Origin of the sequence: Paenibacillus lignilyticus, from assembly GCF_017942085.1 — a bacterium.
Lineage (GTDB): Bacteria > Bacillota > Bacilli > Paenibacillales > Paenibacillaceae > Paenibacillus_Z > Paenibacillus_Z lignilyticus.
Window position 1 is genome coordinate 312,234 of the sequence record NZ_JAGKSP010000003.1, and the last position, 22,969, is coordinate 335,202.

Annotated in this window: 21 protein-coding genes; 5 read left to right on the plus strand and 16 right to left on the minus strand. The window is 48.4% G+C overall.

The window, feature by feature from the left end:
* Positions 1 to 31: 31 nt before the first annotated feature.
* Positions 32 to 2,113 (minus strand): transglycosylase domain-containing protein, encoded by a 2,082-nt coding sequence (locus I8J30_RS11000; RefSeq protein ID WP_210658160.1) that lies wholly within the window; start codon positions 2,111 to 2,113, stop codon positions 32 to 34.
* A 172-nt stretch (positions 2,114 to 2,285) separates the two neighbouring features.
* On the minus strand, positions 2,286 to 2,777 hold the full coding sequence (locus I8J30_RS11005) for a GyrI-like domain-containing protein (RefSeq protein ID WP_210658162.1): 492 nt from the start codon (positions 2,775 to 2,777) through the stop codon (positions 2,286 to 2,288).
* Positions 2,778 to 2,941: 164 nt separating this feature from the next.
* Here I8J30_RS11005 and I8J30_RS11010 point away from each other — a divergent pair, with 164 nt between their 5' ends.
* Positions 2,942 to 3,340, plus strand: coding sequence for a LysM peptidoglycan-binding domain-containing protein (locus I8J30_RS11010; protein ID WP_210658164.1), 399 nt, complete (start codon positions 2,942 to 2,944; stop codon positions 3,338 to 3,340).
* Between the two features lie 85 nt (positions 3,341 to 3,425).
* Here the strand turns inward: I8J30_RS11010 and I8J30_RS11015 are convergent, their stop codons facing one another.
* The 6 genes from I8J30_RS11015 to I8J30_RS11040 all read right to left on the minus strand — a co-directional run bounded on the left by I8J30_RS11015 (position 3,426) and on the right by I8J30_RS11040 (position 10,577).
* Positions 3,426 to 4,364, minus strand: a complete 939-nt coding sequence (locus I8J30_RS11015; protein WP_210658166.1) for a phosphotransferase family protein — start codon at positions 4,362 to 4,364, stop codon at positions 3,426 to 3,428.
* Between the two features lie 173 nt (positions 4,365 to 4,537).
* Positions 4,538 to 5,578: an S-layer homology domain-containing protein gene (locus I8J30_RS11020; protein WP_210658168.1), complete on the minus strand. Its 1,041-nt coding sequence runs from the start codon at positions 5,576 to 5,578 to the stop codon at positions 4,538 to 4,540.
* A gap of 150 nt (positions 5,579 to 5,728) precedes the next feature.
* On the minus strand, positions 5,729 to 7,096 hold the full coding sequence (locus tag I8J30_RS11025) for a polysaccharide deacetylase family protein (RefSeq protein ID WP_210658170.1): 1,368 nt from the start codon (positions 7,094 to 7,096) through the stop codon (positions 5,729 to 5,731).
* A gap of 25 nt (positions 7,097 to 7,121) precedes the next feature.
* Entirely contained in the window at positions 7,122 to 7,457 is a 336-nt protein-coding gene (locus I8J30_RS11030; RefSeq protein WP_210658172.1) for an MmcQ/YjbR family DNA-binding protein, read from the minus strand.
* A gap of 255 nt (positions 7,458 to 7,712) precedes the next feature.
* Positions 7,713 to 9,359 (minus strand): PAS domain-containing sensor histidine kinase, encoded by a 1,647-nt coding sequence (locus tag I8J30_RS11035; RefSeq protein ID WP_210658174.1) that lies wholly within the window; start codon positions 9,357 to 9,359, stop codon positions 7,713 to 7,715.
* A gap of 207 nt (positions 9,360 to 9,566) precedes the next feature.
* Complete coding sequence (locus I8J30_RS11040) at positions 9,567 to 10,577, minus strand: phosphotransferase enzyme family protein (protein WP_210658176.1); 1,011 nt, start codon at positions 10,575 to 10,577, stop codon at positions 9,567 to 9,569.
* 160 nt (positions 10,578 to 10,737) lie between these two features.
* Here I8J30_RS11040 and I8J30_RS11045 point away from each other — a divergent pair, with 160 nt between their 5' ends.
* The 3 genes from I8J30_RS11045 to I8J30_RS11055 are packed head-to-tail and all read left to right on the plus strand — an operon-like array spanning position 10,738 to position 14,459.
* Positions 10,738 to 12,192, plus strand: coding sequence for a spore germination protein (locus I8J30_RS11045; RefSeq protein WP_210658178.1), 1,455 nt, complete (start codon positions 10,738 to 10,740; stop codon positions 12,190 to 12,192).
* Positions 12,189 to 13,346: a Ger(x)C family spore germination protein gene (locus I8J30_RS11050; RefSeq protein ID WP_210658180.1), complete on the plus strand. Its 1,158-nt coding sequence runs from the start codon at positions 12,189 to 12,191 to the stop codon at positions 13,344 to 13,346. Before I8J30_RS11045 ends, I8J30_RS11050 begins: the two co-directional genes overlap by 4 nt.
* Positions 13,347 to 13,370: 24 nt before the next feature.
* A complete protein-coding gene (locus tag I8J30_RS11055; RefSeq protein WP_210658182.1) occupies positions 13,371 to 14,459 on the plus strand; it encodes a GerAB/ArcD/ProY family transporter in 1,089 nt (362 codons plus the stop codon).
* 44 nt (positions 14,460 to 14,503) lie between these two features.
* On the opposite strand, the gene I8J30_RS11060 is transcribed toward I8J30_RS11055, so the two are convergent.
* A complete protein-coding gene (locus I8J30_RS11060; protein WP_210658184.1) occupies positions 14,504 to 15,358 on the minus strand; it encodes an RNA polymerase sigma-70 factor in 855 nt (284 codons plus the stop codon).
* Between the two features lie 272 nt (positions 15,359 to 15,630).
* On the opposite strand from I8J30_RS11060, the gene I8J30_RS11065 reads away from it, so the two are divergent.
* Positions 15,631 to 16,110: a carboxymuconolactone decarboxylase family protein gene (locus I8J30_RS11065; RefSeq protein WP_091216092.1), complete on the plus strand. Its 480-nt coding sequence runs from the start codon at positions 15,631 to 15,633 to the stop codon at positions 16,108 to 16,110.
* 237 nt (positions 16,111 to 16,347) lie between these two features.
* Here I8J30_RS11065 and I8J30_RS11070 read toward each other — a convergent pair whose 3' ends face one another.
* From I8J30_RS11070 to I8J30_RS11100, 7 genes are read right to left on the minus strand one after another with little or no spacing between them, the layout of a single operon-like run.
* Positions 16,348 to 16,728 (minus strand): nucleoside deaminase, encoded by a 381-nt coding sequence (locus I8J30_RS11070; RefSeq protein ID WP_210658186.1) that lies wholly within the window; start codon positions 16,726 to 16,728, stop codon positions 16,348 to 16,350.
* A 25-nt stretch (positions 16,729 to 16,753) separates the two neighbouring features.
* A complete protein-coding gene (locus I8J30_RS11075) occupies positions 16,754 to 17,989 on the minus strand; it encodes an amidohydrolase family protein (protein ID WP_210658188.1) in 1,236 nt (411 codons plus the stop codon).
* Between the two features lie 27 nt (positions 17,990 to 18,016).
* Entirely contained in the window at positions 18,017 to 18,568 is a 552-nt protein-coding gene (locus tag I8J30_RS11080; protein WP_210658190.1) for a chromate transporter, read from the minus strand.
* Between the two features lie 19 nt (positions 18,569 to 18,587).
* Positions 18,588 to 20,219 carry a gamma-glutamyltransferase gene (gene ggt / locus I8J30_RS11085; protein WP_210658193.1) on the minus strand — a complete coding sequence of 544 codons (1,632 nt, stop codon included), beginning with the start codon at positions 20,217 to 20,219 and terminating at the stop codon, positions 18,588 to 18,590.
* Positions 20,220 to 20,258: 39 nt separating this feature from the next.
* The gene (locus tag I8J30_RS11090) at positions 20,259 to 21,242 is read right to left on the minus strand and encodes an ABC transporter substrate-binding protein (RefSeq protein ID WP_210658195.1); all 984 of its coding nucleotides are present in this window, start codon (positions 21,240 to 21,242) and stop codon (positions 20,259 to 20,261) included.
* 59 nt (positions 21,243 to 21,301) lie between these two features.
* Complete coding sequence (locus tag I8J30_RS11095) at positions 21,302 to 22,171, minus strand: ABC transporter permease (RefSeq protein WP_210658197.1); 870 nt, start codon at positions 22,169 to 22,171, stop codon at positions 21,302 to 21,304.
* A gap of 4 nt (positions 22,172 to 22,175) precedes the next feature.
* The gene (locus I8J30_RS11100; RefSeq protein WP_240548023.1) at positions 22,176 to 22,940 is read right to left on the minus strand and encodes an ABC transporter ATP-binding protein; all 765 of its coding nucleotides are present in this window, start codon (positions 22,938 to 22,940) and stop codon (positions 22,176 to 22,178) included.
* Between the last annotated feature and the right edge of the window lie 29 nt (positions 22,941 to 22,969).

Consider the following 22,969-nt stretch of genomic DNA (forward strand, 5'->3'; position numbering starts at 1 on the left):
GGCGCTCCGACAGCTTTCACTTTATCTCTGCTCAATCTTTATCCTTCGCTCCGCCATGCTTGTCGTGCCCCTTCGGGGGACGGCCCTCGTCATTCTTGCCGTGGTCTTTCTTTGGACCTTTGTGATCTGGTCCTTTATGATCCGGGCCTTTATTTCCTTTATCCGGCTTGTGATCCTTATCTCGATCATCCGCTTTCGACGGTTTCCCGGGTTTCTTCACAGCACTGCCGGGCGCTTTCGGAAAAGCGAGTATCGGTTCGCCTTTCAGCGCCTCGCTCATCAGCTCCCGGAAAACAGCCGCCGCTGCCTTGGATGTTGTCGTTAGGTAGTGCTGTGCATCCGTATGATCGTACCCAAGCCATACGGCTCCGACAAGCTGCGGAGTATAGCCGACAAACCAGTTGTCTTTGATTCCTTCGCCTCCGGTTCCCGGCATTTCGGTCGTGCCTGTTTTACCGGCGACAGGTCGACCTGCAAGGGCGGCTGCCTCCCCTGTTCCTTCCTCAACGACGCCCTCAAGCATTGCGGTCATCGTACGCGCGACGGAAGATTCGGTCGTCTTCACGCCCGCATCTCCGGCAGCTTCAGCCAGTACTTCGCCATCTGCCGATTCGATGCTGATAATGGAGTGGGCAGGATTGCGGGTCCCGTCATTGGCAAAGACACTGAATGCTTCAGCCATAGTCAGCGGAGAGACACCTTCTTGGAGTCCGCCCAGTGCAAGCCCAAGCGTTCTGTCCTCTTCCGTGAGCTCGATTCCGAAACGCTCAGCTGCCTCCATCCCCGCATCGATCCCCATCTCATTCAATAACCGCACGGCCGGAATGTTGTAGGAATTTACGATCGCTTCGTAGATCGATACTTCTCCGTGGTAGCCGCCTCCGGCATTCTTCGGTTCATACCCTCCGAAGGTGATAGGCTCGTCGAGCAGCCTATCATCAGGACGATAGCCCTGTTCAAAAGCCGGCGTGTATACGGAAATCGGCTTCATCGTGGAACCGGGCTGTCGCTTCAGCTGCACGGCGCGGTTAAATCCACGGAAAGGCTGCTGCCCTCTTCCGCCAACGAGCGCTTTAATCCCGCCATCACGCGGATCGACGAGTACCGCACCGCTTTGAATAAGCTGATCGTTAGCGCTGTTTGGAAACACGGAATTGTTTGCATACACCTGTTCCGCAGCTTGCTGCATTTTCGTATCCAACGCCGTATGTATCCGCAGTCCTCCATGCAGGATTTCATTCTCGGTCAACCCGTACAAGGCGGATGCTTCTCGAATGATTTGATCCACATAATACGGATACTTTATGCCTTCTCCTCGGTTTGGCTTGGCGCTTCCGAGTTTGATCGGCTCACGGATCGTCTTCTCATACGCGGCTGGGCTTAGTTTCCCTTGATCCTTCATGAGCTGAAGGACGATATTGCGGCGTTCTAACGCTTTATCGAGGTGCTTAAACGGCGAAAGCGCCGAAGGAGCTCGGATAATGCCTGCCAGCATCGCTGACTCTGAAAGCGTAAGGTTCTCGACCTTCTTGCTGAAGTAAGTCTCTGCCGCTCGTTTAATTCCCCAAGCCCCTTCGCCAAAGTAGATTTGGTTGATATACATCTCGATGATTTGTTGTTTATCGTATTCTCCCTCGATTTTTTTGGACAAGAGTACTTCATTCCATTTCCTGCCCCACGTTCGATCATGAGTCAGAAAGACATTCTTAGCCAGCTGTTGCGTGATCGTGCTCGCACCTTGTACCGTCTTTCCGCTCGTTAGGTTGGTCATTAACGCACGGGCAATGCCCCATAGGTCAGCCCCGTTATGCTCAAAGAAACGTTTATCTTCAACCGCAACGACTGCATCGATGAGATGCTTCGGCAATTGCTCGAATGTAACGGGTTCAATGGTATTGAGTGAAATTCGGCTTGCTACTTCATCATCTTGATCATAGATAATCGTTGCTGCCGGAAGCGGCTTGGCCAGCAAAGTAATATCCTGCTTGTTTACCAGTGCGCCGAAGACGGCCCAGCCTAAAGCAACAAATAATAGACATGACAGTATGACTGCTACTCCTATCTTCTTCCACGGCAATTGTATTGTCGATCTCTCTTTACTTCTCGGTTTCATATAAGTCTCCCAACCTCTTCCTATCCTGCCCTGCCTCAGATAGTAGTTCGCAGAGAGAACCGAATTTCAGTAGGTTGAAGCCCTAATTTGTTCTTTGTAATTACTGGGGAATGCGAAATAACATAAAAAAAACCGCGAAGCGCGGATTCTAAAGTATGGCTGGATGCTATCACTATACAAATGACTTCTCCTTGATTGGACAATAAATCGTGATTTCGTTGCGTACATCATCCGTTTCTCGCATCGTCTTCTCGTCGTATCGCTCAAAATAATACGATACATCGTCATATTCATAGCCGTTTTCGGCGATCCATTTGGATGTAAATTCATAGGCGGTTACGAGCTTGCTCGCTGCTCCGCGGTAGTAGGTAACCGAGTATACTCGAGGCAAGAGGTGGAGATGTACCATGCCGTGAGGTACATTAGACAGAGGTTCTACTTCGTAGCAGTAATAAAAATCAAGAAGACCGTCGTTTCCTTTATAATTCGGAGGCGTAATTCCATAAGTCACTTCACGATTTCTGATATTCCCAATTTCATCGCTTCTCCTTACGACCTCATGCAGTGCCTGGTTAACTGCATTCCCTAAATTCGACATGAGACTGCTTGCACGTACTCCAACGAAAGACGAAATTGTACTTGTTTGAATGATTTCGATCTTCATTCTTGCACCTCACTTTAACGTTATACATCAACATTTCTAGAGTTGGATAACGTTTCCTGCCACTATGTTAACAATATTTTTCCATATTCCCTGTAACGATTCCAAGCCTTAAGGGATATTCTATATAGTCAAATGACTATTCCAACATCATGGAGGTTACCGAAATGAATCGTGGATTTTTCCCCGGAGGTGGATTTGGCGGAGGATTTGGTGGAGGTTTCGGCCGTCGCCCGTTTTTCCGTCCCTTTCCTCATCCATTCTTCCCAGGACGTTTCTTGTTTCCGTTCTTTTCCTTTTCACCGTTTTTCTTCCCATTCTTTCGCGACGGTCAATCGGATGACATGGTTTTCGCGCAGCATCAGATTCAACCCGGCGATACATTCGCCTCTATCGGCCACAAATATAATATCCCCATGCCGATCCTAGAGGAAGCAAACCCGCAGCATAAGAACCCGAACCAGTTGAAAGTTGGCGAGACGATCGTCATCCCGCGTATTTCCAATATGGTTTGCCATAAAACCTATTCGGAAATGGCCCAGCAGCCTTCCGAAGTTCAGAAATAAATAGTATCGCCTATCCATAATCCATGAAGCAGGTAACGATGCAAAAAGCCCTCTGAAACGCAGTAAACTGCGAATCAGAAGGCTTTTATTCATTCAGATTCATTTCAACCACTTTCCTGGCAAACTCGGCAAAATATGCAATGTGGTCCGGGCTTCGATCTATTGCCCATCTAAGTTTATCGAACGCTCTAAGCAGCATTAACGGCTTTAAATCCGTGAAGTCATCTAACTTTCTCCCATACCCATCCAGAAAAGCTTGAAAATCCTCAGCATCCGGCCCGTCGCCTACTATCACGCATTGCAGCACTTGCATAATATCGCCATCCGGCACCACGTGAACCTCTGCACTGCCCCAGTCCAGCAATCGAACTTCTCCCGTAGGACTGACCAACGTATTCTTCAGCGAGAGATCGCCATGGTTCAAGCCGAACCGATAGGCTGTTCGCTTCACAAGCTCGAATCGTTCCTTCACTTTCACCGATTCTTCTTGGGAGATGACGCCTAGTTCGATGAACCGATCATCTGCAGTCAGACTGTTGATGTTATATTGCACATACCCCTTCCAGCTGCCGTCAGACCCGGGATGAGGAGGCGATTTGAACTCACCTGTTGTGGCATTGATCAGTTCCTCCCCGAAGCCCCGTGCATCGATCGTATGGACGCGTCTGACATAGATTCCGAGCTGTCGCCAAACTTCTGACTCCCTGGTTATGGCGTCTAACCCGTTGTCTCCATCTACGAAGGATTGAAGCATATAGGCGGTATCTCCGGCTATTCCTATCGCCAGCACTTCAGGACCGGGCACGCCGGCAGCGGCTGCTTGCTCCATGCACCATTTTTCCTTGATATAGATGGGATAAACCGAGGAGTCGTTCATGCGAACCACAACCTTATGAGCAGCGGTCTCGACTACACAAACTTCATTCACGAAGCCCTTGCCAAGGATCTGGTACGAGGATATCACTTGTTCCTGCAAATAATCGCCTGCTATTTGTTCTGCTTGATTTACGCTCGAGTTCTCCATGGCGCTTTCAGCAAATCCTCCTTCATATCCTGTCCATTTCCGCTCTTGGTGGATGTTTATTAAACGCAATGAAGTGGAAAAAGTTGCAAACAGCGTGAAGCCGGATGAAGCAAACGAAAAGAGACTGCCGAACAATCGTCCGGCAGTCTCTGGATTAGATCATGTTGGGGCTATTATCTAGCATCAGGAGCAGGGTGGGCCTTCAAATAAGCAACGGCATTGTTGATGGCTTCCGAAGCTTCTCCATACGTTATTTCACCCTTCGGATTGAAGCTGCCGTCGCTGCTAAGCTTTACGATCCCGTAGCTGAGTGAGCGTTGGATGGCACCCGAATTGACAACGTCGATTTGATCTGCATCCTTGATCTCGGTGACGACTACATTGATCAAGGGCAGCTTGCCTGCTTCTTCAACCGCTTTGACGAGCTGTGTAATAAATGCTTCACGCGTAAATGCTGCGCTAGGGTCGGCATTCTCGCTCAGAGACGGTGTTACGCCAATTGCTGCACCGATCATCTCGTTACCTTGCTTAATGGATACTTTGCTGTTTGCATCGATAGGCGCTGCATGTGCTTTCATGTAAGCCAGTGCATTGTAAATTTCAACTGCCGCTTCCGAACGTGTAATGATCACCTTCGGATTCACTTTGCCATCTTCGCCAAGTTTAATGACGCCGTAGTTCAGTGCGCGTGTGATGGAACCCGAGTACTCGATGTTAATTTGATCCTGGTCCGCGATCTCTACGACAACCGGCTTGATCATTGGCAATTTGCCGGTTACTTCGATGGCATGGATAAGCTCGTGTGTAAATTCTTCGCGCGTTAATTGCTTGTTCGGATTCAAATCTTTCGGGAGGTCAAGGCCGTTGACTGCGGCAATGATCAGCGCATCCGCGTACCAAGCTTTATCGTTTGCGTTCACGAAATAATCAGTCGCTTTCGGTTCTTTAAAGAAGCGAACCAAATCCAAGTTCAAGTCCAGGGCATTGACGATGAGCTGCACGCCTTGAGCTGCCGTCATTGTTGCATGCGGCGCAAATTGGTCAGCCGAGATTCCTTTGATCAAACCGCGCTGCTGCAAGGAAATGATCTCATTCTTCCCAGCATTGTTGCCCAGATCCGTGAAACCGGAAGTTGCAGCGAAGCTCTGGCTTGCAAAAGCGAATACCATCGTCGCCGCTGCCGTTAAAGTGATCATTTTGAATGTTTTTCTCATTATCGTTCACCTCATGAAGTAAATTGGCTTTCAGGTAAGGTAGACGAGCATGAATTGGAAAAGGTTACAGAAAGCAACCGGATTAATTGTTAAGGTATTGTAAATCCGATATTCACCTAGCTACCTATTCATTACAATGGCCTGATTGCATTAGAATAATGCCGGTTTCAAGGTCCATGTTTGCAGCTGAGACTGTCGAATCAGATTCGGCACTTTCAGATCAGGAGGAAACGGGCTCCACTGCGGCCCCCAATACTCATCCGTACGCGCATGCTCTTTCGATTTCAATACGGCGCCGGTCATGATTTCGATACGATCCTCATCCCCGTTGCCATTCGCAATAACAGATGCCAACGTACAGGTAAGGTCAACGGGATTTATGCGGTATTCGGCTACGATGAAATAATCAGGAAGCTGCTTGTCATCCAACAAACCGGGATATTGCCCGGAGATCGCTTGCTTAATGTCCGCAACCCGAACCGGTTCGGCCGGATCGCTTTGTGTTTCATTTTCCGGACCATAGATGAGTTCAGGGATTAAGTCTTGTCCAAGCAGATACCGGCAAAATACAGAATGCAGTTCCGATGCAGACAAAGAGTAGTCACGGAATATCGTATAGTTTAGTTCATTGGAGATCCCGGCCGCGATAGCGCGGATATCCGAAGCTTGCAATGGCTTCCGATTGGATTTCTCCATCTCATAAGCTTCCATTGCACCGATATAGTCCGCATTTGATTTTGTACGCGTATGGTCAATAAATTTGCCCAGCATGTCGATATAGCGTTCCATCTCCCCTGCCGGTCTGAGCGGAGCTGGCTGCCACTGATCGCGCGGGGTATTGTGACCCTTATTGTAGTTCACGCCGTCCCAGAATCCGGTACATGCAAACTCGCAGGGATGATAATAGATGCTAATGAACCCATCTTGGTCTTCGAGAGAAAGTTCGTCGTACAGCCGGTCGAATACCGCCATGCCCTCTTCCAGGCCGTCCTCTCTTAAATCCATGCGCATAATGCCCTTCATATCGGTAAGATTGAGCAATCCGCCGTACCAGAACGGTTGATGATCCAGTGTAATTTGATCATGTACATCCAGATAAACCGGAATTCCCCAGCTTCGAAGCACAGGAAAGGTTTGCGGTGCCCAAGAATAACCGGCCTGGCCGTAACATCGGCTGGATTGACCCGTAATCCGCGTTACATCCTCCAGCCCCATTCTCTCTCGCAGGGCATACTCCGCAGCACCATCTGCAAAGCCGTAGCTCTCCAAATATTCGCTTACCGTGGGATGCACGCTGTGCCAATCCGTATGATAGCCGATTTCATGATGAGCGAGCTGCTCTATAATATCCTGCCGGTTATTACGTTCTAATTTGCGGGCCTTCTCACCGACGATCTTGAATATTCCCTTGATGTTGCGATTGTTTAACAGTTGTACAACGGCAAGCAAAGCCTCTTCGGACTCCTTGGTTATGTAGTCTTCCGTATCGAACCAAAGCATGACATGAACATTGGCCATCTTCTATCCCTCCCTCTCCTGTCGCCTAAGGAACAAATGACTTTACGACTCGTTTCGGAGCAACCAGACTCCATGCCTTGAAGATCAAGCTATTCAATTCAATCGGATCCACGAGCTCGAGTTGAACGATGACATAATTCAGAGTCGGGTATTTCGGCGGAACCCGATAAACATCGGGATCGATCGTCGTGTACGCCTCTCGATCTTCCGCCGTTAGCTTAACCAGCAGGGATACACCATCAGGCTGAATGACGGCATAGATCTTATTTTTCACGCGAAAGGATGGCTTGCCCCAATGGTCGGCTTCATCCGTTTCGGGCAAGGACAGCGCATAACGTCTTATTTGATCCTCGGTAATCATTGTGGTTCCCTCCATTAGCGCTTGTGGATGTACAGGATATCGTTGTCTATCTTCGCCATGTTGCTCGAATCCCCTCTAGTTAACTACAAAAAAAAGACCCGCGAGAATTCGGGGAGCGATTTTCTAGGATCTCGCCTTCCTTCACTAAGGCCCGTGTTGAAACAAAAAGAACCCCGACGTTTATAAAACGGCGGGGTTCTCTACCATCTGAATAAACCGCAAGCTTCGCGGAGGTTTCTTATGCGACACCATCATCTACGCTTCTTGAAGAACGCCAATCTCTTCAATAGGCAGAATCAAATCTACCGTTGTGCCCTTATCAAGCTCGCTCTCGATATGGAGGCAGCCTCCATGTGCTTCAATGATTTTATGACATACCATGAGTCCGAGTCCTGTCCCCTTCTCCTTGGTCGTATAGAAGGGCTCTCCCAACATCAGCATTCTCTCTTCCGATATTCCGCATCCGTTATCTATGAAGCGAACCATAATATGGCGGTCAACTACCTTCATTTCAATATGGATGTTGCCTCCGCTTGTCATCGACTCGATCGCATTTTTAAGAATATTGATAAAGACCTGTTTTAATTGATTTTGCTGGCAGTTTATCATGGGAATGTCGTCTGCGATGTCGGCATGAATTTGCACATTACTGAGCGTTGCTTGGGTTTCGAGCAGCGAGAACACCTCATAATAAATTTGCCGCACATCTCTTACTTCAAAGCTCATCGCTTGAGGTTTGGCGATCACGAGGAATTCACTGACGATATCATTGATGCGGTCTAATTCCGATAACATAATTTTCAAATAGTCCTGATTCATGTCTTCCTTCGCTTGAAATAATTGAACAAAGCCGCGAAGCGACGTTAACGGATTTCGAATCTCATGCGCAACGCCGGCTGCGAGCTGACCTACTACGGACAGCTTCTCGGATTTAATCAACAATTCTTCTGTCCGTTTACGGTTGGTGATGTCTTTGGCAATGGCATAAACACCTTGAATTTTACCATGAATCACAATCGGAACCATCTTCAGATTCAAATCGATCGGAAGCCCGGATTCATGTCGGATCGCAATTTCAATGCTGTTGGACTCGCCATTCACAGCTTCCTTAAAAATAGCGCATGCCTTTTCACGATCATCCGCCATGATAAGATCCTTGAAAGGCCGGTGCAGAAGATCATCAAGTTGAAACCCCGTAATCTTGCTGGTGGCCGGATTGGCATTCAATAAGTAGCCCTTCAGATCTAATCTGAAGATCGCATCCGGATTATGATCAACAAGCGACATATAGGCTTGTTCTTGCTCTTCCAGTTTACGTTCGGCTTGTTTCCGCTCGGTGATATCCTTGCACAGAAGCTGCACAGCCGACTTGCCAAGGTACTTGATAGGCACCGACCTTACCTCGACATCAACGACTTGTCCATCAAGGCGAATGATTTTCTGTTCTACAGGCTCCGTGGACTTGCCCTCAACGACGACTTGTCGAACACGTTCCATTACACGTTCAATGAACTCCGGATGTATCATCGTAACGATAGGCAGTCCAATCACTTCTTCAGGACTAGATGCTCCGACAATTCTGGCACCGGCAGGGTTAATAAACACGATTTTCCCATCACGGTGGACCGCTACGGGCTCCGGCGAATGTTCGACGATCGCGCGGTAACGTTCTTCGCTTTCGGTCAATGCCTTCTTCAGCCGTTTAACCCAGAAATAGAGAATCACGGCCGTACTCAACACGTAAAACAGACCTTTGGATGCATTTACCGTAATGGCATCTGATAATTGCAGCTTATCAATTAATTTATCGGATAGGATGATCCAGAGACTGCCTATAATCACATAGACGAATGAAATCTTGACAGCCGATTCTGATTTTTCCAACTTTGACCGCTTATTCATACCCTTCTCATCCTTAACTATATAAAATAAAAAACGCGATTCTATAACTTGTTGATTATATCATTTTTTTCTTTAAAAATTTACAGAACTTTATTTCCAAATCATATGCTTTGATTACAGGGGGATTAATGAAAAAACCAACGCAATCAACGTTGGTCCCTGAATGGTTCTGAATGGTTCATGTCATGTCCGATTCCATTTCGATCTCTAAACGGCAAGAGACTGAAACAAAAACGGATCTCCGTTCATATATGCGCTTAACAGAGCCTGGGCATATGGCTGTTCTTCAATTAAACCTTCGGTTTCAAGCTCATTCTCCGCGTGAAAGCTGTAGGCTTCGATCATGGACATGATGAAGAAACTTTCTAAGATCGGCATCGCAGCTTCGCTCAAATGTCTAACTTTGCGATAGCCTTCGATGAAGAGCTCTCTTTGAGCCGGATGCAGTCCCATAATCGATTGGGCGATGTCGTAAAGGTGAAAACCGAAACCGCATCTTCCGAAATCGATGGGAAACGGTTCGCCATGATGATAAACGATATTGCCAATATGTAAGTCTGCATGAATCATCCCATAATCATCCCGCTCCTGCGTTTCGAGTGCATCAAGATGGTTGCTTACTCTTACAGCAGCTTGGGCATATACTGCAATGCTTTCCTCAGAAATAAAATGCTTATAATGACTATTCAAATGTTCCCAGTCCTTCTTAAAGCTCTTGCTGCCCCAAGTCGGTCGTACAAAACCGCTAGTCGGACGGAAATCGGCGCTGGTCTCGTGAAGGCGCGCCATCATTTCCCCGAGGTGATGGATGTTTGCTGTCGTCAGCATGCCTTTAGGAATGGTTTCACCCTCGACCCATTTCAACAAAGTTGCATAATAACGCAAGCCCTCGCGGCTCTCCACATTCGTAATGAATTCACCTTCGTGATTCGATATGGCGACTGGTACGATTAGCCCCTTGTGCCGTAAGTTTGCCAACCATTCAAGCTCTGATGCGGTTTCACTGCGAGTTTTGGTAGCTGGATGAATGCGCAGCAATAGTTTCTCTCCATCGCCTAGATCGACGCGGAAGGTCGCATGCTCCGAAATTTGAATGAAATGAATGGAACTCCATTCGATTTCGTAGTGCTGCATAGCGCTTAACGCAGCCTGCTTGGTATGCTTTAGTGTATAATGCCGATTGCTCTCCGTGTCCATAAGAAATCCGCTATGCATCATAATCCCCTTATTCCATACATGTCTAGTAACTAATTCCTATTCATTAAAGTAACATTCATTCCAAATCGTGTAAACTGGCTAATTGCCACAATCTGCATAGCTGCAGCCTGCTCTGCTTATAATATTCACCGAGTGTACTTAATCCGCTGGGGGATCTTCCATGGTTACCATTAGCAGCAGCATCGAAGTAAATGAAGCTTACCTCAGGGAACAATTCGACCTTTGTTCGGATATTGTTTTTCGTCCTTTTACATTAAAGGATGATACCTTGCTATTACTCGCCTATTTGGATGGCATGGTTAATGTGCAAAGCATAGAAAATAATGTGCTGAAGCCGCTTATCTTTAGCGGGTTGCCGCAAGGGATTGAACGGATTCAGACTTTGGCCGATATGCTCAAACGGGAATGGCTTCCATTGGCGAACGTGAAGACGGAAGAATCCATGGAATGTCTCGTTCAACAGATTTTGCATGGCAGCCTTGCAATCATGGTGGATGGCGAAGCATCCGTACTCCTTGCTCAGGTGCAGGAATTCGAGATGAGAGGCATTCAAGAGCCCCTTAAGGAATCGACGCTGCGCGGTTCCAAAGAAGGTTTCGTAGAGAACATCCGCACGAATACTTCGTTAATCAGACGCAGAATTATTCACCCGCAGCTGAAGATGGAATCGTTCACGATCGGGACATACACGCAAACCGAAGTCGTCCTTACCTATGTGAAAGGCCTTGCTGCTGAACATGTATTAACTGAAGTAAGAGACAAACTCGGACAGATCGAGATTAACGGCGTCATCGATTCTGCGTATATCGAAGAATGGATCGAGAATAGCTCCTTCTCTCTCTTCCCGCAAATTCAGAATACGGAACGTCCGGACATTGTGACCGCAAGCTTACTGGACGGCAAGGTAGCACTTCTCACGAACGGAACGCCATTTGCCCTTATTCTCCCCAGCACGTTCTGGTCTGGCTTGCAATCCGCCGATGATTACTTCGAGAGGTTCGTCTTCATCATCCTGACTCGGATGGTGCGCTACATCATGACCTTCATTTCTTTTGCTCTACCTGCCATCTATGTCTCGCTGTCGACGTTCCATCCGGAGATGATTCCAAGCAATCTCATGATCGGCATTGCGACCGCCCGAGAATCCTCGCCTTTTCCGACGGTTATCGAAGTGTTTATCATGATGTTCATCTTCGACGGCTTGCAGGAAGCCGGGGTTCATCTTCCCAATCAACTTGGACCAGTAGTCAGCATTATCGGAGCGTTGGTTATCGGACAAGCCGCCGTCGAAGCCGGCATCATCTCAACGCCGATTATCATCGTCATTTCTTTAACGGGGATCGCCGCTTACACCATTCCGAGATATAGCGCTACCCTTCCTTTCCGCATCATTCGGTACATGATGCTGTTTATTTCCGGCGCCCTTGGCTTCGTTGGCTTAACTTTCGGCATTATCTTCCTTTTGATCCACTTGGTCATGCTGGAATCCTTCGGAACACCCTATTTAAGCCCGGTAGCTCCGTTCGATGGCAAACGAATTCGAGATCTCTTCATTCGATACCCCTTCTGGATGAAAAACGGTCGAAATAAGAAAAAGAAAAGAGCTGCGCAATGAGTCGGCTTATACGGTATCTAGGCATTGTCTCCATGCTGCTAATGTCACTGCCCGGCTGCACTGATTTTGTCGAACCGAATCAATTAGCATATATCTTGGGTACGGCTGTTGATCATGCCGAAGACGGGGAGATAGAAATTAGTAATCAGATTGTCATTCCCTCTCAATTAAAAGGCTCCGGGCAAGGCGGCGAATCCGGAAGCGAAGATAATTATCTTGTCGTATCCGCTAAAGGAAAAGATGTATTCGATGCCACTCAGAAGATTCAAAGTAAAATATCTCGAAGATTAATGACGAGCCACCGCATCTTAATCGCAATCGGTGAAGAGTATTTTCGAAAACAAGAGGTAAGCAAGTTATTTGATAAGCTGGGCAGAGACCCTGCAAATAATTTAAGGGATACCATCCTTCTCGTTCGCGGCAGCAGTGCCAAGGATTTTCTAATGCTGCAGCATCCCATGGAATATAATTCCAGCGTCGCAGCCGGCAAAGAGCTGCACATCAACGGGCTCAAAGGTTTTACGTCAAGAGAGCTCGTGATCGAGAGTCTGTCTGAAGGAACTCGGCCGGTCTTACCCTTTCTTCAGATCCAAGAAGTTAAATATAACAGCAAGTCGAAGAAGCCGATAGCTTCTGTAGCAGGCTTTGCTGTCATGGATAAGCAGCTAAAGATTAAAGGCTTTCTAAATGCAACCGAAAGCTCACAAGCAATCTGGATGATAGGCAAAGGCAACTATGGCGGAATTACGATTCCGTGGAAGAAGGATGAAGGCGTTGTCTCGTTTAGGCTGACACATCAGAGCCGGCGCGTTCACGCCGGTAACGACCCCACTCACGTTGTACTCACAGTAGCAGGGCAAGCCTATTTGCTTGAAAATACGACATCACTCGATATGTCGGACTCCGTTAACATGATTGCGACCCAGAAATACTTGAATGAATACATCCAGAACGAAATGCAGCTTACGATGAACAAAATCCAGCAATGGGGACCTGATGTGTTCGGTATTGGAGAGTATCTGCATCGTAAACACCCGATTTGGTGGAAAACGCAAAAGGCGGATTGGGATGCGAATTTCAAGAACATTGAGGTAAAAGTCAAAGCAACAATTCAGCTTCGGTCGACCGGCGTAACCGGAGCCCAGCTCAAATAACGGTAGAAAGGCGGAGAATACAGGATGAAAGTTAGCGGTTATCAGATGTTTTGGTTAATCAGCATCTCCTCCATGATCATGTTCTCCTACCTTCCTATCCGTTTGGCTGCGGAGGAATCGCACCAGGATAGCTGGATATCCATTCTACTCGGAAGCATGATCATGATGGCCGCAACTTGGGTCATTCTGCGCATATGTCTACAGCATAAAGATAAAACGTTAGTTAACTTCCTTAAAGATCTCTTAGGCACTGTGATAGGTAAGTTGATCGTAATCCCATATTTCATACTCTGGTTCATGCAGATGTCCACAATCACGAAAAGCTTAGTGGAATTTCAAAACTTGGTTATGCTGCATAACACGCCAATGATCGCAATTTTGCTATGCATGTTGTTTCTCATTGCATTTGTGGTGTTTAAAGGCGGGATTACGGCAATAAGCAGATGTGCGGAGATTATCGGTCCCATTTTCGTCTTTACATTATTCGCTCAATTGGTTCTCAATCCGCAGGATATGAATGTGAAGCGAATTTTGCCGATCTATGTCGACTCTGGGTGGCCGCATATTCTTATGGGTACCCTGTATTCGTACAATTACATGGTTGATCCTTCGATCATCCTAATGCTGTTCTTCTTCGCAAGAAACAAACGATCCGCCTCCCGAGCCATTTTACTGGGCACTGCCGTTTCAATGATTTGGGGAGTGCTCACCACGTTGGTGCTGCTTTCCATTACGGGTCCCTTCTTAGCTGCTCAATTAGTGGTTCCTGTATACTCCCTAACAAAGTTCATCCATATCCTCAATTTCGTACAAAATATTGATGCCGTCTTCATCCCGCTATGGCTGTTTGGCGCATTTATTAAGTTAGCAATCGGCTTGTTTATCCTTAGCTACGGATTATCGGAGTGGACCGGTTTCAAGAACTGGAAGCTCATTTCGGGCATCCTGACCTTCGTCCTGCTAGCAGTCGTCATTTACAGCTCTCAGCATATTGAGCTTTCCAATATGCTTAAAAACTCATTTTTGCTTCACTTCTTTTACCCTGCTGTATTCCTCGTCATCCCCATAATGCTCTGGATGATAAGCAGCATACGACAGCGCATTAGAACATAAAACAGGACGTACCGATTAGCAATCGATACGTCCTGTTTTATGTTCTATACCGCTATATGTTGGAGTTTATCGGGATTTCTGAGCACATATAAGTTCCGGATGGCGTCGCCTTCGACATGCAGCATCACTACCGTGTGAATGCCTTCATCCGATCGCATAATAATCGCTGGCTGCCCATTTAATTGGGTGACTTCGACAATCGAGCCAATAGCAGCTTTATGCAGCGGCTTGCTTAGGAAATTAGCAACAATTTCTCTTGACGCGACGGGTTTGACGACTGCAGAAACCTTGCCTCCCCCATCGGAGACAAGAACAACATTCTGATCGAGCATCGATACGATTTCATGAAGGTTCCCTTGTTTGAGCGCGTATAGGAAGCCATGTACCCACTTTTCGTCGGCGGCTTCCGGCTGAACAAGCTCTTCGGAGGACACGCCCATCTTCGCCCTCGCGCGACTAAGCAGTTTACGGCAATTCACTTCGCTCTTCTCAATCAACTCTGCAATTTCGGGAAATTCGAAACCTAGCGCCTCGCGTAATACGAACACGATCCGTTCCGAGGGAGTTAGTCGTTCAAGCATGACAATCATGGCGTAAGATAAGAGCTCGTCGCGAGCTACGGATTCCATTCCATCATCATAAGCGCTGACAAGCGGCTCCGGCAGCCATTCTCCAAAATATTGCTCTCGCTTCTTGCGAGCCGACTTCTGTAAATCCCGACAGCGATTCGTAACCATTTTACAAAGATAAGCTTTGGGCTGGGTCAATTTCTCCGGTGGAATCTCATAAGCCTTCATAAATACGTCCTGCACAACATCCTCTGCATCGGATACGGAGCCGGTCAGCTGATATGCGAGTTTAAACAATAGTCCTCTGTACTGCTCATATAATTCCTGCATCCTACCACTTCCATTCATCAAGCTTAACTTCAAAAAGCTCAGAAAAAGGCCATTACATATAACGAGGTACGATGGCAAAGTGTGACAAGCAATTTTAACAGGCCGGTAATTTCAATTGATTTGGTACATAGCTTCTCCTGCCCGAAGTTTAATATGTATGTGGTTGCGTAAGGCTGTCACAGAATTTAAGGCTGCCTCGTTTTATGTTTGAAGAGCGGTTGAGACAACCTTGACCGATCTAACAAAACCAGTAAAGCGAGGAATAGACGATCATGACACAACGTATAAATTACATGCAGCAATCACCGGAGTTTTTCAAGCAACTGATGAATTTGAGCAATGCCGAGAAGGAAAGCGCCATTGAAGAAACCATTCTTGATCTCGTTCATATTAGAGCTTCTCAAATCAACGGGTGCGGCTTCTGCCTGGACATGCACGCTAAGCAAGCGAAGATGAATGGCGAAAGAGAGCTTCGTCTGTATCACCTGCCAATTTGGAGAGAATCCACCTTGTTCTCGCCGCGCGAGCGCGCAGCGCTGGCATGGACTGAAATCCTGACTAAGCTGCCTGAGCATGGCGTACCTGCCGAAGTGTACGACCGCGTTCGCGAACAATTCTCGGAGAAAGAGCTATCCGATCTGACTTTCTCGGTCATGACCATCAATGCATGGAATCGAATCAACGTAGCCTTCACAACAGTACCGGGCTCGGCAGACGCAGCATTTGGTTTGAATAAAGCCGGGCTGAACTGATTTATACAATTGAATTACAAGTAGATATTTCGAAATTGCCTTCGTTTGCGGATACAGACGTCGTAGCGCAGTTCGAGATATTTACAAGGAAAGAGCTCCTGAATGCATGCATTCAGGAGCTCTTTTGCGCTGTTACAACTATTCAAGCAGCTCTTGCCGGAAGCTCTGCAGCAAATCATGAGAATCTACCTTCTCATTGTTCCAGAGCATAGTAATATTCAAATGCCGGTCATTCAATCATTCCATGAAGTGTAAACTAGTGAATACCGCGCGTTCGTTCCATTCGGTTTGAAAGCCGGACTCAGAGGGCCGAGCATAATAGATTCGTTTGATCCCGCTCCACCGAATGGCGCTCATACACATCGGGCAAGGCTCATCGCTCGCGTACATTTCACAATCCTTCAGTTCAGTTACCCTCAGAGTAAGACAAGCGGTACGTATGGCTTGAATTTCGGCATGCGCTGTCGGATCACAAATCCCGGTGACATCGTTCGTGCCGGTTGCGATGATGATGCCGTTCATCATGAGTACGGCTCCGTACCGACCGCCACGGCCGGATTGCTCATTCTCGTCAGCTAAGTCAACAGCTAACTTAAGCGCTTCTTCTATGTACATCATCAACGTCCCTCCATCTCTAACCTCATTAGAAACGTCTGGCTTCGACGACCATCTCTGATTTCTTCTTCCCGTTCTTCCAAACGCCTAGGCGTGGAGGGCGATCGATGATGACATCTTCTGCCCGATCCGCCTGTACCAGTACAAGATCCGCGTTTGCTCCAACCGAGATCCCATATTGAGCCAAACCGAGTGCGCGCGCAGCATGGCTCGTCGCCATCTCCATGATTTTGGCGAGTTCGACCGTTGTCCCGAACTGCGCGGTATTCGCTAATAACAAGGCGATATCGAGCGGATCACATGTTCCATATGGCGTAAAAGCATTGCGGATATTGTTGGTCCCCATCGTCACATTAACGCCCGCCGCTTGCAGCAGCTTTACCGGCGTCAGTCCGCGGCGCGCGGCTTGTTCATCTTGCCTGCCGCCAAGATAGAGATCTGTCGCCGGCAGGCAAATAATCTGCAAGTCCGCCTCAGCCAGTTTCTCCGCATATTGCAGCGCATGATCGCGCGCGACGGATCCGAGCGATGTCACATGTCCGGCCGCTACTCGCCCTTGATAACCACGGTTGATGGTTTCATCCGCAACCATCAGGATGTTTAGTTCGTTCGGATTATCAGAGAAATCGATATGCAGATCCACAGGTTTTCCATACTTCTCCGCCAGATCGAACACGATCTTTAAATGATCATTCGCCGAGCAATCGTTATAGGGGATGCCCCCAACGACGTCCGCTCCCATGCGAAGGGATTCCTCCATCAGCTCCGCGGTTCCGGGCCGCTGCATGATCCCCTCCTGCGGAAAAACGACAAGCTGCAGATCGATTGTATCCCTCCACTTCTCTTTGAGCGCAAGGGTTGCTTCCATCGCCTGAAGCCCAATGATAGGATCCACCTCGACTTGGCAGCGCATCGAAGTCACGCCGAATCTCGCGCTTCGCTCCAGAACCCGAGTTGCTCGACTGGATATATCTTCGTAGGTATAATGGCTCTTCAACGCTCTGGTTACGGCAATTGCCTCGGCAAGCCCTCCTGCTGCGACCGGCGACTTCTCGGTTAGAAACGCTTTGTCTAAGTGAATATGCGCCTCCACTAATCCCGGCAGCAGAATTCTGCCTTCCCCTGCGATTGTTTCTTGGGCAGGAGGCAGCTCCTCACCTGCACCTACCGGCTCGAAGCGTATTATTAACCCGTCTTTTACTCCGATATCATACCGGCCGCTGCCGGTGGAAATCCCAATGTTATGAAAAAGTAGATCTAACATAGACACCCGCCTTTTCCCCGGAAACGGCTATCCCCGCAAAAATAATGCCCCTATAGCCAAAGAACCTAAGATGCCCCATACCGGATTCCAATGTAAATACTGCACCATAATAAAGAACATGCACGCAATCATGAACGGAAGAAAGCTTAAGCCAAGCGCACTTGTGCCGGGCTGAAACGCATATTTCGCAAAGTCATAAGCCAGCAGTGCCATCATTGTGAAAATAACCGGCTGTACGCCTTTGATCATCCCTTTGATAACCGGCACATGCTCCAGCTTAACCAATATGCCGGAGAGCACGACCATCAATAATGCCGTAGGTAGAACTACCGCACTCAGCGCGACAATTGCGCCGCCCCAGCCGGCGACTTTAAAACCAATATATGCGGCTAGCTTCGTTGCAATCGGCCCCGGCAGCGCGTTTCCGAAAGCAAGCGCGCTCCCGAATTCCGATGTATCCATCCAACCGTTACGGTTAACCACTTGATCTTGATACAGCGGAATGATCGATGGTCCCCCGCCATAACCCAACATCGTCGCTGAGCCGAAAGCCATAAACAATTTCCATAATAGGCTCATTTGAATCCTTCCTTTCCTCCTACGAGCTGATCGCCATTCCGTCACCACGCGGATCGACAGCGCCGCTTCGAAGTCCATTCCCATCAATAACAATCCCTTGTGCTTGCCCCATTATGCGATCCCAACTCCCGAACAATTGCACTTGATGTCCCCGGAACGCCAATTCACAGGCGGCTTCTTCCGTTTCCGGACACCGATTCTCCATGCGAAGCACATCGTTATCCATCCCCCACGTTCGGCCGTATACCCACCGCGGCAATTCAATCGCCTCGGCAATGGTAAGCCCATAATCCAGCAAGCCCGTTATCAGAGATAATTGCGTCTGCGGTTGACCTTCTCCGCCTTGCGTCCCCAGCAGTGCGTAGAGCGCGCCGTCCTTGCTTATCATTGCCGGCATTAAGGTATGGAAGCTTCTTTTCATTGGTTCGAGCGTGTTGACATGATCGGCATCAAGAGAGAAATAGGACCCTCTGTTTTGGAAAATAATGCCCGTATCTCCCGCCATATAGCAGGAGCCGAAATCATAATATAAGCTCTGGATAAAGGATACCCCGTTGCCTTCCGCATCCACGATGGCCGCATATGCCGTGTCCTGCCCCAACACGGGCGATAGATGTGGTTTTACATCCATTGGCGCCCCATCAATTTTGCTTATTTTCGCGAACAATTCTTTCGCATAAGCTTTGGACAGCAGCTTCTCCATTGGAATATCCGCTGCGAATAAGGGATCGGTTAAATAACGATCTCTCTCTGTGAATACCTGCTTGATGGTCTCCACTGCCAAATGGTAGAAATCCGCCGAATGGCGAGGGATCTTCCCCATATCCGCATTTTCCAGCATGTTTAGCATCATAAGCGCGGAGAAACCTTGGGAGTTAGGCGGCATCTCGAAGACGTCGTAGCCCCTATAATTAACGGTTAACGGTTCCACCCATTCCCCATGATGACGATGGAAATCTTCTTCGCGAAGCAACCCGCCATCCCGTCCGATCGCCTCAGTCATCGCCTTCATCAATGCCCCTTTATAGAAGGCGTCGCGTCCATCCAGCTGCAGTGACTTTAAACTTGCCGCTAATGCCGGCTGAACCAACCGATCTCCCGGGTTTTTCAGCTTTCCATTCTCCAAGAACACTCGTGACATGGGCTCGCTTGCTCGAATCAGCTCTTCATCTGTTACCATCCAGTGATGCAAATCTCGCGATATCGGAAAGCCTTCTTCGGCATATTCGATCGCGGGTTGAAGCAATTCCATCCAGGATAACTTTCCATAACGGGACCAGACTTCCCACCATGCATCGGCCATCCCCGGAACCGTTATCGCGCTCTCTACGCCTCGCCCGGGAATCGCGTTACAACCTTTATTCAAATAGTACTCTCTGGTAGCTAAATGACCTGATCTGCCGCTGCCGTTAAACCCCGAGATGGTCCCCTTGTGATGGATCATGAAGAAAGCATCGCCGCCGATTCCCGTCATATGAGGATAAACAACGCCCAGCGCTGCACTTACCGCGACCGATGCATCCATGGCATTGCCGCCGCGACCTAAGATTTGAGTTCCCACCTGTGAAGCCAAGTAATGCGGCGCTGCAACCAGATTCTTGTAGGACATTGGCATGATGTTTTTCACCGCGATACCTCCTTTGTTTGGCATAAAGGGCCCCCCTAGGGAGCCCCGAGCTACACCATTCTTCTATTTCTCAGGAAGAAAATCATTCGTATAAAGCTCGCTGATCGGAATATCCTTCTTGATCATGCCGGCTTCCTTCATCTCATCAACAAGCGTCTTCCAACGCTCCTCCGACATGTAACCCAGTCCGTGGGTTTCCGCATCGCCGCCAAAAACAAAGTCCTTCGTAATTTCTTGCGAGCTCTCCAAATGATCGAGGGAATAATCCTTGTTGGTTTCGTTTATCAGTTTATTCACTTCATCGCCATGCGCGTAGTAATAATCCCATCCTTCTACCGTAGCTTTTAGGTATTTTTTGACGGTATCGGGGTGATTCTTAATCATGTCTTCCGTCGTAATCACGACGTTTCCGTAGGGGTTGTAGCCCAGATCCGCGTTCAGGAACCAGTCCACATCGATGCCTTCTCCCTTAAGAACGTACGGCTCGTTGGTTGCAAATCCTTGCGTGACCGAATCTTTATCCGCAGAGAAGCCCGTCAGGGAACCGGTGTAATTCTGAACCTGCACCTTATCCAATTTGTATTTGTAGCTGAGGTACTGCCAGAATGGAAAACCGGTTGCCGTATACACTTTACGGCCGTTCAAATCTTCAATCTTCGTAATACCGGAGTCTTTGTGAAAGATGAGGTTTTGCGGATTTGTTTGGAGATTGGCGAAAATCGTCACGATCGGAATGCCTTCATTGCGGGCAAGCACGACCTCGTCCGCATTGGCCATTGCGAATTGCACTTTGCCGGATGCGAGCAGCTGCACGTTGGACACCTGCGGTCCGCCTTGTTGCAGCGTTACATCCAGACCGGCTTCCTCGTAAATCTTGCCGGCTACCGCGGCATAGTGTCCGCCCATCTCCGGCTGAGCGAACCAGCTCATGGTTTGCGTGATTTTGACCGGCTCGCCAGATGATCCCGAATTTGATCCACAAGCTGTCAATACTGCACCCAGAATCGTCGTACTTGCAATCATCTTCGTTTTCTCCATCGTTTTCATCCTCAATCTCCCCATCCATTTTCTGTATTTGGTGAATCGTTGAAACCACCGTTGACCCGTCAGTTCTCTGTTTGAGATGCGGATTCATGCCAATTTCTAAGGACGTAATGGGATAAAACCGAAATGCCTGCGAAGAAGATCATGCCCAGCAAGGATGCGGTTATCGCGCAAGCAAATAAATAAGGCGTCTGCATCTGAACCGCTGCCGAAGTAATGGCGATGCCAAGCCCGCCTTTAGCTCCCCCGATACCGGCAACGAATTCGCCAATAATGGCACCGATGACGGCAAGGCCGCAGGAGATTTTCATCCCGCCTAATATGTAGGGCATCGCATAAGGAATGCGAAGCTTCCACATCATTTTCCAGCCGGTTCCGTTGTACATGCGCATGAGATTCACGAGGTTGTGATCCGTCGCATTTAAGCCGAGATTGCTATTCGAGATAATCGGAAATACCGCTACGATAAAGGAAATGATAATAATGGAATTCATGCCGGTGCCAAACCAGATCACGATCAGCGGCGCAACGGCTACAACGGGAATTGTCTGAAGGACAATGGCATAAGGGGACAAGCTTCGCTGCACCCATTTGGATGCCGTCATGAGCAGCGCTGTAAGATTCCCGATGATGATGCTGAGCAGAAAACCGAAGAATGCGGATAAAGAAGTATTAAATGCGGAGCGGAGCAGGTCACTCCCCCTCTCCGATGCTGCCTGGGCAATTGCAGTCGGCGAAGGAAGAATATATCTGGGAAGATCAAAGATTACCGTAATGAGCTGCCATATCGCCAAAATCGCCAGCATGAGGATAAGCGGTGGTGCGGCAATGGGGATGATTTGTTTGGTTTTGCCGGGCTTGCCAGCAACTGCTTGCTCTTTATCGGGTTTAGCAGGCGCTGCGGTAACTTCGAAGTTTAAAATATCATTCATGATTCTAGCCTCCCTTTAAAGCTTTCGATACTTGATCCACTAACTGACCGAAGGTCGCTGAAGCTTGAAACTCGTCGTCCCTTGGATAAGGTGCAGGTATATCGATCTTGCTGCCAATTTGACCCGGGTATGACTTCATAATGACGACTTTGCTGGATAAATAGACAGCCTCGAACACATTGTGGGTAACGAATACGACCGTAAGCTTCGATTGCCGCCAAATCTCAAGCAGCTCCTGATGCAGATGATGCCGCGTCATCTCATCCAGCGCGCCGAACGGTTCGTCCATGAACAGGATTTTGGGATTGGATACGAGTGAGCGAGCAATCGAAACCCGCATCTTCATTCCGCCTGACAGCGCTTTGGGATAGGAATCGCGAAAGTTCTCCAGCCGCACGAGTCTAAGCACGTGATCTACCTCTTCACGTCGCTCCTTCTTACCTACTCCGCGCAGCTCTAATGGCAATTCAACATTTTCTATTACCGTCCGCCATGGCATCAGGTTAGCTTCTTGAAAGACGAATCCAAGCTGACCGCTTGTTTTCATTAATTGCTGCGAAGGTTGGCCGAGAACGGACACAACGCCTTCGGTAGCTTCTCCCAGTCCGGCCATTATGCGCAGCAGTGTTGATTTTCCGCAGCCGGATGGGCCAACCAGAGAAACAAACTCACCTTCGCCTATATCCAAATCCACTTCCCGCAGCGCCAGCGTTCCGGTTCCGTATCTCTTTGTGACATTGCTAATATGTATAGCCTTCTCTGCCAGCATAGCCATTCCCCTCTCGCTTCTCGTGATCT